Here is a 15,868-nt window from a genome sequence, read left to right as displayed (position 1 = left end):
GCGGGGGCTTTTTGTTGGGTGTTCGGCTGCCCCTGCCCGGTGGGCCTACAAGTGAGCCACGGCATCGTTCCTTCGCTTGAGAAATTTCCCCAGGCCTCATCAGGCCAGGGCCGATAGGCCGGTCTTTGTCGAGTTGCTCTCATGGGCGCCTGTTTCGCCAGGCCCTTGCAAGGACTGCTCGCCGTGCGTCTTTCGACCTTTCTCGCGCTGTTTTCACCGCTACTTTCGATGCCCCTGGCACTGCAGGCTGCCGAGCCGCTTCCAGGGGATCGCGACCTGATCCGTGACCGCCAGGAGCGGTTGCTGGAAGAGCAGCGCAAGCGCCTGCAGGAGCTGCAGCAACTGCCCGGTCGCGTCGAGCCCGTGGCACCCAGCCAGCCCCAGGGACAGGGCCCGTGCTTCGACATCCGGCGCATCCGCCTGCAGGGCGTGCACCTGATCAGCGAGGTGCGCCAGCGTGAACTGCTCAAGCCCTTCGAACATCAATGCCTGGACAGCGGGCGCCTCAACGACCTGCTCAAGGTAATCACCCAGCACTACATCGACCGGGGCTACGTCACCTCCCGCGCCTACCTGCCGCAGCAGGACCTGGCCGACGGCGAGCTGGACGTCATCGTCGTCGAAGGCCGCCTGGAGGGCGTGGAAGGCTCGGCGATCGCCAGCGACCGCGAACTGGCCCTGGCCTCCCCGGCGCAGACCGGCGAGCCGCTGAACCTGCGGGAGCTGGAGCAACTGGTTGAGCAGATCAACCGCCTGCCCTCGCGCCCCGCCGAACTGGAACTGGTGCCCGGTAGCGAAGTGGGCGGCAGCCGCGTCCAGCTCAAGGGCGAGCGCGGCAAGCCCTGGCGGGTCGGTTTCAACCGCCACAACGACGGCCAGCGCAGCACCGGTGAACAGCAGTGGGGCGCCAGCCTGGAATGGGACAGCCCCCTGGGCCTGGCCGACCAGCTCAGCCTGCGCGCCGGCGGCGACGCCGTCAGCGACCGCTGGCGCCACTCCGCCAACCAGAGCTTCTCCTACAACCTGCCGTATGGCTGGTGGAGCTTCAGCTACGCCTACAGCCAGAGCTACTACCGCACCCGCAACGAGAACAGCGGATTCCCCTTCGTTTCCGACGGCGAAAGCAAAACCCACCAACTGCGCGCCGACCGCGTCCTGCAACGCGACGGCGTCAGCAAGACCGGCCTGAGCCTGGGCCTGGCGCGCCTGGAAACCCGCAACTACCTCGAAAACGTCCTGCTGGGCAGCTCCAGCCCGCGCATCACCGAAAGCCAGTTGGGCTTCAACCACGGCCGCCGGCTCGGCGGCGCCTTCCTCAACCTCGACCTCGGCTGGCAGCAGGGCATCGGCGCCCTGGACGCCAAGAACAGCCGCATCGACGGAAAGAGCGGCACCAACGCCCGCTACGACAAGTACAGCCTTACCGCCAGCTACCTGCAGCCTTTCCAGTTGCTCGGGGAAAACCTCAGCGTCGACAGCCTCATCAACTACCAGCGCAGCGAAGACGAACTCAACAGCCCGCAGCGCATCAGCATCGGCGGCCCCAGCTCGGTGCGCGGCTTCAAGGAGCAATCCCTGTCCGGCAACAGCGGCGGCTACTGGCGCAACCAACTGCGCTGGACCCGCCCGGTGGGCTGGGCCCCGTTGCAGCCCTTCGTGGGCCAGTACGGCCTCGCCTGCGCCTACGACCTGGGCCAGATCCAGGGCGACCGCAACAACGCCCGCGCCCATGGCCGCCTGAGCGGCAACGCCTTCGAATTCAGCGCCCGCGGCCCGAACCTGGCCGTCTCGCTCACCTTCGCACGGTCCCTGGAGCGCCCTGACGTCATCGAACGGCAGGAGCACCCGATCTACGCCCGCCTCGACCTGTTCTACTGATTTCGCGTCACCCGGAGCCTCACCTCATGGACGTTCGCAGCCCCTTCTTCCAGAACATCGCCACCGTGCTCGTCGGCGTGATGTTCCTCAACCCCATCGTCTCCACCGCCGCTGACCTGGCCGTGGATGCCGCCGCCGGCGGCAATACCAGCATCGGCGCCGCCGCCAACGGCGTACCCGTGGTCAACATCGCCACGCCCAACGGCAACGGCCTGTCGCACAACACATTCAGCGACTACAACGTCGGCGAACAGGGGCTGATCCTCAACAACGCGACAGGTAAGACTCAGTCGACCCAGTTGGGGGGCTACATCCTCGGCAACCCCAACCTCAACGGGCGCGCCGCCGGCGTCATCCTCAACGAAGTCACGGGCACCAACCCCAGCCAGCTCAAGGGCTACTCCGAAGTGGCCGGGCAGGGCGCCCACGTCATCGTCGCCAACCCCCACGGCATCACCTGCGACGGCTGCGGCTTCATCAACACCCCGCGTGCCACCCTCAGCACCGGCGCCCCCGTGGTCGAGAACGGCGCCCTCAAGCGCTACGACGTCGACGGCGGACAGATCCGCATCGAAGGGCAGGGGCTCAACGCCAGCAACGTCGACCAGTTCGAACTGATCACCCGCAGCGCCCAGATCAACGCCGAACTGCACGCCCGGCAACTGGCCTTGGTCACCGGCCGCAACGACGTCGACGCCGCCACCCTCGCCGACACCGCCAAGGCCGACGACGGCACCGACAAACCCCAACTGGCCATCGACAGCAGCGCCCTGGGCGGCATGTACGCCGGCGCTATCCGCCTCGTCGGCACCGAACAGGGCGTCGGCGTCAAACTGGCCGGCGACATGGCCGCAAGCGGCGGCGACATCCAGATCGACGCCAACGGCAAGTTGACCCTCTCCCAGGCTTCCGCCGCTGGTGACCTGCAGATCAGGGCCGAGGCCGCAGAAATCCAGGGCGCTGTTTATGCCGGAGGGCGTGCGCTGCTAGAGACGCAAGGCGACATAAGCCTGCGCCAGAATCTGGCGGCCAATCACGATGTACGCCTGAGCAGCGGCGGCCGTCTCCTCAACGAGGGCGTTGTCGAGGCGGGTGTCAGCCCGGACAGTCGACGTAACGGCCAGCGTGATGTCGAGGTGCGGGCACGGGAAGTGCGCAACAGCGGCAGCCTGGTGGCGGACCGCAACCTGGAGCTTCATGTAACCGAGGCCTTGGATAACCAGGGCGGGACCCTCAGTGCGCAGGGCAACGCCTGGGTTTACGCCGACCGCCTCGATAACCGCCGGGGCCGTGTGCTTTCCCAGGGCGAGTTGGCGGTCAAGGCACGGACACTCGATAACCGACAGTCCGGTCTGATGGCCAGCGATGGCCGGCTGGATGCTCGGCTCGGGCAACTGGACAACCGCTCGGGTGAGCTTTCCGGCGGAACGCGTGTCGATCTTCGGGCCGGGGCCGTTGACAACCAGGCGGGCAAGGTACTGGCGAAGCAGGTGCTCAATGTGTCGGTCGACGGCGCGTTGCAGAACCAGGGAGGCACGCTGGGCGCCGGGCAGCAACTGCGACTCAAGGCAGAGACCCTGGATAACAGCCTGCGGGGGCAGCTCGCCAGTCAAGGTGGCCTAGAGATGCGGGTGGCCGGAACGCTCGATAACAGTGCCGGCCAGATACGTGCCGAGGGTAACGCCAAGGTCGCTGCCGGAACCCTGAGCAATCGACAGGGCGGCCAGTTGACTGCCCGCGCCTCCCTCGGCCTGACGGCGGGGCATGTCGATAACCGCAACGCCGGTCGCCTCGCCAGCGATGGCGTGCTCGATGCCAGCGTTGGCCGTCTCGACCAGCGAGGCGGCGGCCAGCTCCACAGCGGTGGCGATCTCAGTCTCGACTTGAACGGTGGCCATCTGCAGAACAGCGGTGGCCTGATCCGCTCGCCGGGGCACCTCCTGTTGCGCAACCTGGGGGAGGTCGGCAACCAGGGGGGCGAGATCGCCAGCGCCCAGTCTTTCGAGCTGGTTGCTCGGAGCCTGGACAACACGGACGGCAAACTGCTCAGCGAGCAGTCGCTGACGCTGCTGGTCGGCCAGGTGCTGGCCAGCCTCCGGGGCCGGATCGCCGCCAGGACGCTTGAACTGTCTGCGGCACATCTGAACAACCAGAGCGGCATTCTCGATGCCCAGGACGGACTCGAGCTCTGGGTTGCTGGTGAGTTGGACAACCAGCGTGGCGAGATTCTGGCCACTGATGGCCGACTGCAGGTGGGTTCATTGAACAACCGCAAGGGCGCTGTTCTTGGCGATACCCATGTCGCGATCGACAGCACGGGGGCAGTGGACAACAGGGAAGGGCGTATCGCCAGCGTGGGTGGGCTCGGCTTGAGCACGAGCGGTCTCGACAACGCCCAGGGCGGTCGGGCGACATCGAACCAGGCCATGTCCATTGTGGCTGCACAGCTCGACAACCGTGGCGGGACCCTGTCCAGCCGCGGCAAGGCGAGCCTGTCCGGCACTTCCCTGGACAACCGTGAGGGTGGTCAGGTGGTGGTCGGGGATGATCTGCATCTGTTCTTCGACCGACTCGACAACAGCCTGAAGGGGCTCCTGTCGAGCCTGGGCAGCACGCGTCTGGAAGCCAGGCAGCTCGTCAACACGGCCGGGCGCCTCTATGCGCGGCAGGGCCTGTCGCTTCTCATGAACGACCGCACCGCTGGTGAGCACGCCGGCAGGTTCGACAATTCCCGGGGCGTGCTGATGACGGATGGTCGACTTCTGCTCCGGGCATCCGCGGTAGTCAACCAAGGCGGTGTCCTGGCCAGTGCAGCCGATGCGTCGATCAGCAGCAGTGGCGCTTTCGACAATCGCGGCGGCCAATTGCTTGTCGACAAGCACCTGCGCTTGACGACGGGCGGCCTGGATAACAGTCAGGCGGGGCAGATAGGGGCCCAGGGTACGCTCGGCCTTTCGACAGGTTCGCTCGACAACCAGGGCGGTGGCCGGATCACCAGCAAGGGTCAGCTCGACCTCGGCGCCCAGCATGTGAACAACACCGCCGGTGGGCGCATTTTCAGCAGCGGCGCGCTCGTCGCCAGCATAAGTGGCCTCGACCAGGCCGGCGGCGGCCAGCTCTACAGTGGTCGCGAACTCAGCCTGGACCTCAACGGCGGCTACCTGCAGAACAGCTCTGGTCTGATCCACGCCCCGGGTCAGTTGCTGCTGAAGAACCTGGTCGATGTCAGCAACCGGGGCGGCGAAATTTCCAGCCACACCGCCTTCACCCTGGTTGCGCGCAGCCTCGACAATTCCGGTGGCAAGCTGCTCGGCGCCCAGGCGCTGTCGTTGCGAATCGAGCGTGCCCTGCAGAACCTCAAGGGGCAGATCGCCGCCAGCACCCTCGACGTGCAAAGCGCAGCCCTGGACAACCGCGCGGGCCTGCTCTCCAGCCGCGGCGAACTGTCACTGGCCGTGAGCGGCCAGGCTCACAACCGTGAGGGTGAAATCTCCGGCGGCGGCCTCGTCCGGCTGCGGGCCGGCAACCTCGACAACCAGAACGGCGAGATCCTCGGTGAAGGCGGCCTTGCGTTGAGCGTTGGCGATGCGCTGGACAACCGTGGTGGAACGGTCAGCGGTCAGCGGGTCGCGTTGGATGGCAAGCGCCTGGACAACCGTGGCGGCACCCTGGCCGCCGATGGCCCGCTGGTGTTCAGGCTGGAGCGGTTGGACAACAGCCACCAGGGCCAGATCACCAGCAAGGCGGATCTTGCCTACCAGGGGCAGCACCTCGACAACCAGGGCGGTCGCATCATCTCGGCCGGCGTCTTGTCCCTTGAGGCGGAAGAGGTACGGAATGCCAGGGGGCGCATCGCCAGCCAGGGCGATCTGCATGCTGCTGTCGGCACGCTGGCGCAGCAGGGAGGGGCACTGGTCGCGCAGGGGCGGCTGGGCCTCGTCGCCCAGTCCCTGGACAACCGCCAGGGTGGCCTGGTGGGCAGCACAGCGGGATTGATGCTCGAGATCAAGGATATCGACAACCGGGGCGGCGAACTTTCCAGCCAGGCTGGCGTGAGCCTGTCCAGCCAGCGGCTGGATAACGGCAGTGGCAAGGTACTTTCTGGCAAGCGCCTGCTCCTCGCCGTGGACCGCGTGATCAACCAGGGCAAGGGCCTGATCTTCGGTCGTCACGCGACCACTCTCGAAAGCCAGCAGTTGGACAACAGGGGTGGCACGCTTTCCAGTGCGGGGGCGCTCCTCGTCACCCTCGCCACCGCTGAGGGCGAACTGGACGGCGTCCTGTCCAATCAACAGGGTGTGATCAGCGGCGACCTAGGCCTGGACGTCAGCGCCAATCGCATTGACAACCAGGAGGGCACCCTTTCAAGTGGCGGCCGCCTTGCCGCCTCCAGTGCCGGCCGGCTGGATAACCAGAGCGGCCTCATCGTCAGTGATGGCTCCCTTCAACTCTCGAGCGCAAGCCTGGACAACGGGCTGGCCGGTGATATCAGCGCTCGAGGGGATGCGCGGCTCACCACGGGCACCTTCGGCAATAGCCAGGGTGGACGGTTGGCAGCCGCCGGTACTCTGGAACTGGAGGCGGGGCAGGTCGACAACAGCAGCCAGGGGCGAATCGCCAGCGGCGGCCCGCTCATTGCCAGGGTTTCCGGCCTGGACCAGCACGACGATGGCGAGCTGTTCAGCGATGGCGACCTACGCCTCGACCTGCAGTACGGGCTGCTGAACAACGACCAGGGCGGCCTGATCAACAGCCCCGGTCAACTGCTCCTGCAAAACCTGGGGCAGGTCAGCAACCGTGGTGGTGAAATCTCGAGCCAGCAGCACTTCACCCTGGCCGCTGAGCGCCTGGACAACGAAGCTGGCAAGCTGCTCAGCCAGCAGTCACTGGTCCTGCGCATCACCCAGGCCCTGGACAACGTCAGGGGCTCCATCCTGGCCAACGGCCTGGAGCTGCGAGCCGGCCGGCTCGACAGTCGAAGTGGCCTGATCAGCAGTCGAGATCGACTCGCACTGGATACCGCCGGCCACCTCGATAACCAGGGCGGCAGCATCCTGGCGAGAGGCAATCTGGCCCTCGCCGCCGCCACACTGGACAACCGCGCAGGTGAAGTTGCCAGCCAGGCGGACGTCCGGGCGAAGATCGGAACCCTCGACCAGCGGGGTGGCCAACTGGTCGCCCTTGGGACGCTGATGCTGTCCGGCCAGCGCCTCGACAACCGCGCCGACGGGTTGATTGGGGCTACTCAAGGGCTGAGCCTGGAGGTCGACGAGATCGACAACCGGGTGGGTGAGATATCCAGTCAGGGTGGCGTTATCCTCGCTGCCCGAGCGCTCGACAACAGCGAAGGCGGGCGCCTGCTCTCCGGCTCCCGGCTCGACCTGGTCGTCCAGCATCTGATCAACCAGGCACGGGGCCTCATCGCCGGAACCGATGGAATTGGCCTTCGCGGCTCCCGACTGGACAACCAGGGCGGTCGCCTGGTCAGCCAGCGGGCGGTAGCGATCAGTGTCGACGATACCCTGGCCAACGGCCAGGGTCTGATCAGTGCCGAAGGTCGGCTGGACCTCGACGTCGGTTATCTCGACAACCACGCAGGCAGCCTCTCCAGTGGAGGTGCCTTCGTTATCAGCAGTCAGGCGGGTCTGAACAACGATGAGGGCCAACTCATCAGCGACGCTGCCTTGTCGCTGACCGGTGCCCATCTGGAGAACCGTCGGGGCGTCCTGTCCGCCAAAGGTCCCGTCCAGGTGGCCACCGGCACCCTCGACAACAGCCAGGGCCGCCTGACCAGCGCCAGCACTCTGCAACTCGACGCTGGCCCCCTTATCAACAACGCGGGTCGTATCGGCAGTGGCGAGGCGCTGGAGGCCAGCGTCACGCGCCTGGAGCAGCAAGGCGGCCAACTGTTCAGCAACGCTCGGCTCAGCCTTGACCTCAACGGTGGCGACCTCGATAACCGCGAAGGTCTCATCAACGCCCCGGGGCAACTGCTGCTGAAGAACCTTGGCGATGTCAGTAACCAGGGGGGAGAGATTTCCAGCCAGCAGGCCTTCATCCTGGTGGCGCGCCGCTTCGACAACCACGATGGCAAGCTGCTCAGTGCCATGGCCCTGACGCTTCGCATCGAGCGGGCCTTGGCCAACCTCAAGGGACTGATCGCCGGCTCGCGCGTCGACCTGCGCACCTCCCGCCTGGACAACACCGGTGGCACCCTGACCAGCCGCAGTGACACGCGGCTTCATGTCGGCGAGGCGCTGGCCAACGGCGAGCACGGGCTGATCAGCGCGGCCCGGGAGCTCAGCGTCGAAACCTCGGATCTGGACAACCGAGGCGGGAGCCTGCTGGCCGGGAGCTCACTCGAACTGCATGGGCAGGACATCGACAACCGCGATGGCGGTCTTATCAACAGCCAGGGCGGCCTGGTCCTGCGGGCCTCCACACTCGACTCGAGCCATGACGGCGAAGTATCTGCCCAGGGCGACATGGACCTTGGGCTCAGCCAGTTGATCCAGCACCAGGGGCGTCTGATCGGCAGTCGCGGGTTACGCCTGGACCTCTACGGTGGCGATCTGGACAACCAGGGCGGCCTGATTCTTGCGCGCGGCCCCCTTAGCTTCGAGCGCCTACGCGACCTTGCCAACCAGGGCGGCGAAATCAGCAGCCACCAAAGCTTCGCGCTCGATCTGCGTCACCTCGACAATACTGCTGGCAAGCTGATCACCCGTGGGCAGCTGGGCCTGGCGGGAACGACGCTCATCAACCAGGGCGGCCTGCTTTCCGGCTGGCAGGGGCTCAGTGTCCGTGGCCAGAGTCTGGACAATCGCCATCAAGGCACCCTGTCCAGTCGGGATGGCGACCTTTCTGTCATCTTGGCCGGCACCCTGCACAACAGCGTGGAAGGCGCCCTGGTCAGCCAGGGACGGCTAAGCCTCAAGGCTACGAAACTCGACAACAGCGACCGGGGCATCCTATCCAGCGGGGTTGGGCAACGCCTTGAGATCGCCGAATCGATCGACAACCGTGCCGGTGGCTCTATCGATAGCGGCGCAGGGCTCGAACTGCGCACTGCCCATCTGAACAATGCCGCGGGCAGCCTACATGCCCAAGGGCGGCTCGACCTCACTGCATACAGCATCGACAACCAGCGCGGCAGCCTGACCGGTGGTGATCGGGTGACTCTCCACCTGCTCGGCTCCTTCGGCAATGCCGAGGGCACCTTGGCCAGCACCGGAGCGCTCCTCCTCCAGGGCGCGAGTCGCGTCGATAACCAAGGCGGCCAGATTGTCAGCCGGAGCCTGCTGACCCTGCTGGGCGGCAGTCTGGACAACAGCAGCCGTGGAACCCTGGCCGCGAATGGCGCCCTGCTCCTGAGCACCAGCGGTGCCGTACAGAACGACAAGGATGGCCTGATCCACAGCCGGGAGGCTGGCGTACGCATCGAGTCCGCCGGCCTCACCAACACCTACGGCAGCCTCCAGGCGCAGGGTGACCTGGGCATTGTGACGGGCGAACTGAGCAACCAGGGCGGGCGTCTGCTCAGCCTGGCCGGCAACCTGGACATCACCGCCGACACCCTGGACAACCGCGCCGGTACCCTCGCCAGCCTGCAGGGCTGGGTGAGCGCCCGCCTGGGTGGCTGGTTGAACAACGGCAGCAACGCCGACAGGGCCGGCACGTCAGGCAAGGCCGGCATCGTCCAGGGCCGCAGCCTGGCCCTGGCCGCCAGCAGCCTCTTCAACCAGGGCGGGCACCTATCGGCTCTGGCTGGCGATGCGCAATTGGCGGTCGGTCATCTGGATAATCGTCAGGGAGGCCTCTTTGCCGCCGGGCTGCTCAGGGTCGAAGGCGACAGCCTGACCAACTGGGGCCAGATCGCTGGTCAGCGGATCGACTTCAGCCTGGCCGGTGCCCTGGACAACCAGGCCGGCATCCTCGAAAGCGACAGTACTCTGAGCCTGCGCGCGGGAAGCCTGGACAACCGTGGTGGCCAACTGCGTGCCCTCGGTAATACAGGGGCTATGCAACTGGTGGTAGGGGGGCTGCTGGACAACCGCAACGGCCAACTGGAGAGCGCCAACCTCGACTTCGGCCTCGCTGCCGGCAGCCTGCTGAATGAAGGCGGCAGCCTGCTACACGTCGGCGATGGTGTCTTCGATATATCCCTGCCGAACGTCGGCAACGCTGGCGGTCGCATCGTCACCCAAGGTGGCCTGACCCTCAATGCCGATAGCTGGACCAACAGTGCCGTCATCCAGGCTGGGCGTCTGACGGTCAATGTCGGTAACTTCCAGCAGACCGCCAATGGTCAACTGCTGGCGAGCCAGGCCCTCACCGGCTCCGGTAGTGATTGGCGTAACGATGGGCTGATTGCCAGCGATGGCGCGCTGGTACTCAGTCTCAGTGGCACCTATAGCGGTTCCGGCCGCGTCACCAGCTTGGGTACGCTTGACCTGGCAGCGGGACAATTGACCTTGCCCACGACCGGCCGCATCACCAGCGGGGGCAGTGCCAACGTCAAGGTCGGAAAGCTGCTTGCCAACCACGGCGTACTGACCTCCTCCGGCGGCCTGATGCTCGATGCCGGTCAACTGGACAACCACGGCACCCTCGGCAGCGGTGAGGTGCTGCGGCTGACGACATCGGCCCTATTGAACGAGCGCGGCCTGCTATTCAGCGGCGACGACATGACGCTGCATGTCACCAGCCTGAAGAACCGCTTTGCCGATATCTACAGCCTGGGCTCCTTGAGCATCGCGGCCAACGACTCAGGCGCGCGCAGTGCGGTGCTGGAGAATATATCGGCGACGTTGGAAAGCGCTCGCGATATGAAATTGGCGGTAACGAGCATCCTTAATCGTAAGGATGTGTTCTCGATTTCAGAGCGGCTGATTGCCGGCTCCATCACCTTCCATTGCTACAACTGCAAAGGCAGGCACTTTGATCTCGACTATTTCGTGAATGAAGAGATTGAGCGCACGGTCACATCGGACTCCGCAGCCTCAAGTATCTCGGCTGGCAGAAACCTCACGGTTTCTTCCGATAGCTTCGATAACCAGCACAGCCTTGTCTCGGCCTCCGGTGACGTTTATATCGACACCGCTCTATTCAATAACACTGGAGCTGCGACCGAGAGCATCATTCGTTCCCGTACGTTCCGCAAAACCGATGACACCGAACCCTCACATGTGTTCTACGGGTTCATCAATGGGGCACTCGCGGACTACAACAAGTACAACGCGCGGTATGTTCATCGATATACCAGGACCACCGGGGGGCGTGAGCCACAAACATACATTCTTCGTACGCATGAGCAGGTAACCAGTACTCCGAACCCGCACTTCAACCCCAGTTTCGATCACAAGATACCCGACCGCTTCTACAGCTACATCCTGGCAAGCTCGTCCGAAACCAGTCTCAATACCGGTGTGGCCGCCAGCGCCATCATCCAGGCCGGTGGCAATGTCACCATCAAGGCGTCCACCAGCCTGGGCAATGGCGTCAGCCGCAGTAACGTCGCCTACGCCGGTGGTGCCAGCAAGGTTTCCGATACCTCCGTAGCCGCTAGCGCGGCCGGTAACGTCGTGCTGATCAATGCGCAACTCCCGCCTGATCTCGCGCAAAAGCAGGTCAATCCGCTCGCGCTGCCCGGCTTCAGCATCCCTAATGGGCAGAATGGCCTGTTCCGGCTGAGTTCCACTGCTTCAACCGATGCGAAGGTCGTCGCGGAGCAAGGACAGCAAAGCTGGACCGTGGGAAGCGCCAGCATCAGCGTCGCCCAGCGCCAGCAACACCTCCAGGTCAGTGGCGGTAGGTTCGATGTGCAGCTTGACGGCTCCTCGGAGACAGGTAGTCGTGAGCTGAACCTGAGGCAGCACCTGTCTTCCGGGGCCGCTGGCGAAAATGCCGCCCAGGTCGGCAGTGACGGTCTCGCGATCGACCAGACACGGCCAGGCCGGACTCAAAGCGATGCGCTAGCCCGCGTCCCCGCGATGGTCCCACACGTGCAGCCGGACCGGATTGACCCGCCCGGTGTCGACCTTGGCGAAGGCCTGCTGCCGGCGCAGCGCCCCCCTGTCATGGGCGAGCTCCCGGCAGCCCAGCCGACTCAGGTGCAGCCCCAGACGCCCGTTGGAACCCAAAGCGTCGCGCGTGTCCAGGAACTGCCGGCTACGGGCATCGCACCCCAACCCTATCGGTACCTGATCGAAACCAATCCGGAACTGACCCAGCTCCGGCAGTTCCTCAGCTCCGACTACCTGCTCGGCCTGCTTGGCTATGACCCCGACAAGGCCCAGAAGCGCCTGGGCGACGGCCTCTACGAACAGCGTCTGGTTCGTGAAGCCATCACTGCCCGCACCGGCCAGCGCTACCTCGCTGGCCTGGGCAGTGATGAAGCGATGTTCCGCTACCTGATGGACAACGCCATCGCCAGCAAGCAGTCCCTCAACCTCAGTCTGGGTGTCAGCCTGAGCGCCGCCCAGGTTGCGGCGCTGACACACGACATCGTCTGGCTCGAAGAGCATGAAGTGAACGGCGAGAGGGTGCTGGTGCCGGTGCTTTACCTGGCCCAGGCCAAGGGGCGCCTTGCGCCAAATGGTGCGCTGATCCAGGGCCGGGACGTGGCGCTGATTTCCGGTGGTGAACTCATCAACCAGGGCACCCTGCGCGCCAGCAACGACTTAAGCGCCAGCGCCGGCAATATCTTCAACAGTGGTCTGGTTGAAGCCGGGAGCCGCCTCGACCTGCTGGCGACCGACAGCATCCGCAATGCCCAGGGCGGCATCATCGCGGGGCGCGATATCAGCGTCATCGCCGTCGCGGGCGACATCATCAACGAGCGGAGCCAGGGCACCCTGACGACCCATGGCACATCCGCACGGCAAGACACCGTGATGGACAGCGCGGCTCGCATCGAGGCAGCCAACGACCTGAGTCTCACCGCCGGGCGCGACCTGGCCAATATCGGCAGTGTCATCAGTGCTGGAGGGAGTGCCGGTCTGACGGCGGGCCGTGACCTGCTCATAGGCTCAGCCACTGAAATCGACAGTGCCCAAGGCCAAGGCAAGAAATCCCGCTGGAGCGAGACCACGGTTACCCAGCACGGCAGCGACCTGCACGTGGGGGGCAAACTCAAGGTCGAGGCGGGCCGAGACCTGGCAGTGATCGCCAGCCGTGTCGAAGCCGGTGGCGATATTGCACTGGCGGCAGGGCGCGACCTCGACATCACTTCGGCGGCCAATGACAGCCACTACGAGTACCACTCCAAACGCAAGCGCAAGCAACTGGATATCGAGCGCGACAGCGTCCGGCAGCAGGGGAGCGAGATCGTTTCGGGAGGTGACCTCAAGCTGACTGCTGGCAACGACCTGAGCCTGACAGCCAGCCGCCTTGAGGCGAGCAACGAAGCCTATCTCTACGCTGGCAATGACCTGAGCCTGCTTGCGGCTGAAGACAGCGACTACAGCCTGTACGACAAAAAGAAAAAGGGCAGTTTCGGCAGCAAGAAAAGCAAGCGCGATGAAATTACCGACGTGCGCAACATCGGCAGCCAGGTCACCACCGGAGGTGACCTGACCCTTGCCAGTGAAGGAGACCAGCTCTACCAGCGTGCACGCCTGGAAAGCGGTGGCGACCTGACCCTGGACAGCGGTGGCGAAATCGCCTTCGAAGCGGTGAAAGACCTGCACCAGGAGAGCCACGAGAAGAGCAAGAGCGACCTTGCCTGGAACTCCATGAAGGGGAAGGGCAACACGGACGAAACGTTGCTGCAAAGCCAGCTTATTGCTCAAGGTGAAATCGTCATCAAAGCTGCTGATGGCTTGAAGATCGACATCAAGCAGATCGATCAGAAGACTGTTAGCCAGACCATTGACGCCATGGTGGGTGCTGATCCGCAACTGGCATGGATAAAAGCCGCTGAACAGCGTGGTGACGTTGACTGGCGGCGGGTGAAGGAGATCCATGACTCCTTCAGGTACAGCCACTCGGGATTAGGCGTTGGCGCGCAGTTGGCGATCGCTGTCTTTATCGCAGCTGTTGTTGGACCCATGGCAATTGAAGCATTGGGCACCGTAGGCGGTAGCGCGGCTACCAGTCTAGCTACAACGGGAACGATCAGCACGGTCAACAACAAAGGCAACCTCGGGGCTGCTCTCAAGGAGACCTTCAGCGTCGACAGTCTGAAAAACGCAGCGGTTGCAGGCGTAACAGCGGGCCTGACTGAGAGCTTCTATGACGGTGTGCTGAAGACTAAAACCAACCCGGTCACCGGCAAGGTTACGGTCGATCTCAGTAGCCTTGAGGGTATTGGGCGCTTTGCCGGCAACCAAGTACTACAGGCCGGCACTTCGGCAGTGTTGAACAAGGCATTAGGCCGAGAAGTGGAGTTCAAGGATGCCTTGCAAACGGCATGGTTCAACACGATTGCAGCGGCCGCCTTCAATGCAGTGGGAGACCACACGAAGGATGTTCTGGCTGATGGGAGTCCGGGAAAAGTCGCCATCCACGCCCTTGTGGGAGGTTTGCTCAGTGAGGCAATAGGCGGTGACTTTGCAAGTGGTGCGCTGGCGGCCGGAGCTAACGAGGCGCTGATCGAAGACCTCAATGCCTTGGTGAAAGGTAATGAAGCGCTTCTGCAAATGGCGTCACAACTGGTAGGCATCCTCGCCGCAGGGATAACCAATGGCGATCCTGAAAATACGGCATGGGTGACCAAAAATGCGACTCAGTATAATTATTTACTACATGAAGAGAATGCTCGTGAGGCGATTGAAGAGGCCAAGGAACGTTGCAAATCAGACCCGCTCTGCCCCAAGACTGTTGATACAGATGTAGCACTTCAGGCGCTGAGAATTATTGGGGGGAAAGATATATCAGCTGCGCGGGCTTTAGATAAAGATGTCGTTGCGTTTGCTGGGTATATGTTGCGCAGGGATAAAGAATTGCGCTATGAAATATATTTGCCAGAAAGCCTTAAAGAAAATGTAGTTGATAATCTGCCGCTGGTGATCGATTTGGCCTTCCCTGATGCTTCTGGCAAGGCGAAGGTAGCAGCTAAGGTAACTAGTAAAATTGGAAAGGAGGCAGCAGAGGCTCTTGAAAAGAAATTTGGTGAGTCCCTAGCTAAAGATACAGCAGGAAACGCTGGAAAAGTTGGCATAAAAGAACTAACTATTCAGCAGCAAAAATCCATACGATCCCTTGAGGCGCAAATTGCTAAGCATGAGAAGAAGATCCAAGATTTCAAAGATAATTCAACTATAAGGCCGGGCATGGAAAATATGCCAAAGGAGGTAATTCAAATGCAGCAGCAGAGAAGGGTTCAGCATCTGGAGACAGAAATTAGAACATTTAAAAACAATATAGAGAAAATAAAGCGAGGAGAGATTGAGTCATGATGGAAAAATGCATAAATGGCCGTATTTTACTCGTGACAGATGTCGAATGTTTAGAGGAGAGATTAGGGTTTGGTTGGGTGCCGTATGTGGTTTTAATTACAGCTTACAGTAAACCCTTGGATGGTGGTGTCATGCTGTGTAAGTTAGTTAATATGCTCTTGGAAAGAGGTGCTAGAAGCTTTGTTTGTACTGGTCCTTTTTCAGAGGCTTTGCATGATGAGATTGATAAGGTTATCTATAAGCGTTGTGAGGATTTTCATGCTGAGGAAGAGTTAGAGGTTACTACTACATATCATGATGATGAGCCTGTCGATGATGTGGTTAGCTATTTTGTCTATGGCACCAGTATTCCAGGTACTAAATCTGGTGGGCTGTTGGCTATCATGGGGGAGGGTGGGCAGGAGGTAAGAGACTGTTTAAATAAGTATGTCGCTGAGGATGGCCTGAAGTAGGCTGGCCTTGGCTGATTTCAGTCACTGTTGGTTTGAAAGATGTGAACCGATCAATACTGACCAAGTGGCCTGTCCTAATTAGGGAAAGTCTGAAGAATACTTCCAAAATCTGGTGAAATACACCGGTCCCGTTGTCCG

At 62.8% G+C, this 15,868-nt stretch carries 3 protein-coding genes; all 3 read left to right on the top strand.

Annotated features, from left to right (window positions below; all coding sequences use genetic code 11):
- The first annotated feature begins 228 nt into the window (after positions 1 to 228).
- The 3 genes from PI990_RS29550 to PI990_RS29540 are packed head-to-tail and all read left to right on the top strand — an operon-like array spanning position 229 to position 15,730.
- Positions 229 to 1,878 (top strand): ShlB/FhaC/HecB family hemolysin secretion/activation protein, encoded by a 1,650-nt coding sequence (locus tag PI990_RS29550; protein ID WP_271661376.1) that lies wholly within the window; start codon positions 229 to 231, stop codon positions 1,876 to 1,878.
- A 26-nt stretch (positions 1,879 to 1,904) separates the two neighbouring features.
- Positions 1,905 to 15,278 carry a two-partner secretion domain-containing protein gene (locus PI990_RS29545; RefSeq protein WP_271659293.1) on the top strand — a complete coding sequence of 4,458 codons (13,374 nt, stop codon included), beginning with the start codon at positions 1,905 to 1,907 and terminating at the stop codon, positions 15,276 to 15,278.
- On the top strand, positions 15,275 to 15,730 hold the full coding sequence (locus tag PI990_RS29540; RefSeq protein WP_271659292.1) for a DUF7684 family protein: 456 nt from the start codon (positions 15,275 to 15,277) through the stop codon (positions 15,728 to 15,730). Before PI990_RS29545 ends, PI990_RS29540 begins: the two co-directional genes overlap by 4 nt.
- Positions 15,731 to 15,868 lie beyond the last annotated feature (138 nt).

The organism is Pseudomonas sp. TUM22785 (genome assembly GCF_028198105.1).
Taxonomy (GTDB): Bacteria; Pseudomonadota; Gammaproteobacteria; order Pseudomonadales; family Pseudomonadaceae; genus Metapseudomonas; species Metapseudomonas solani.
Note: the sequence above shows the minus strand (reverse complement) of the source record. Positions and strands in the feature narration are given on the sequence as shown.

Bases quoted from the DNA above. Each gene is read 5' to 3' on its own strand.
- PI990_RS29550 (WP_271661376.1), top strand. From the start codon at position 229: ATGCCCCTGGCACTGCAGGCTGCCGAGCCGCTTCCAGGGGATCGCGAC.
- PI990_RS29540 (WP_271659292.1), top strand. From the start codon at position 15,275: ATGATGGAAAAATGCATAAATGGCCGTATTTTACTCGTGACAGATGTC.
- PI990_RS29545 (WP_271659293.1), top strand. From the start codon at position 1,905: ATGGACGTTCGCAGCCCCTTCTTCCAGAACATCGCCACCGTGCTCGTC.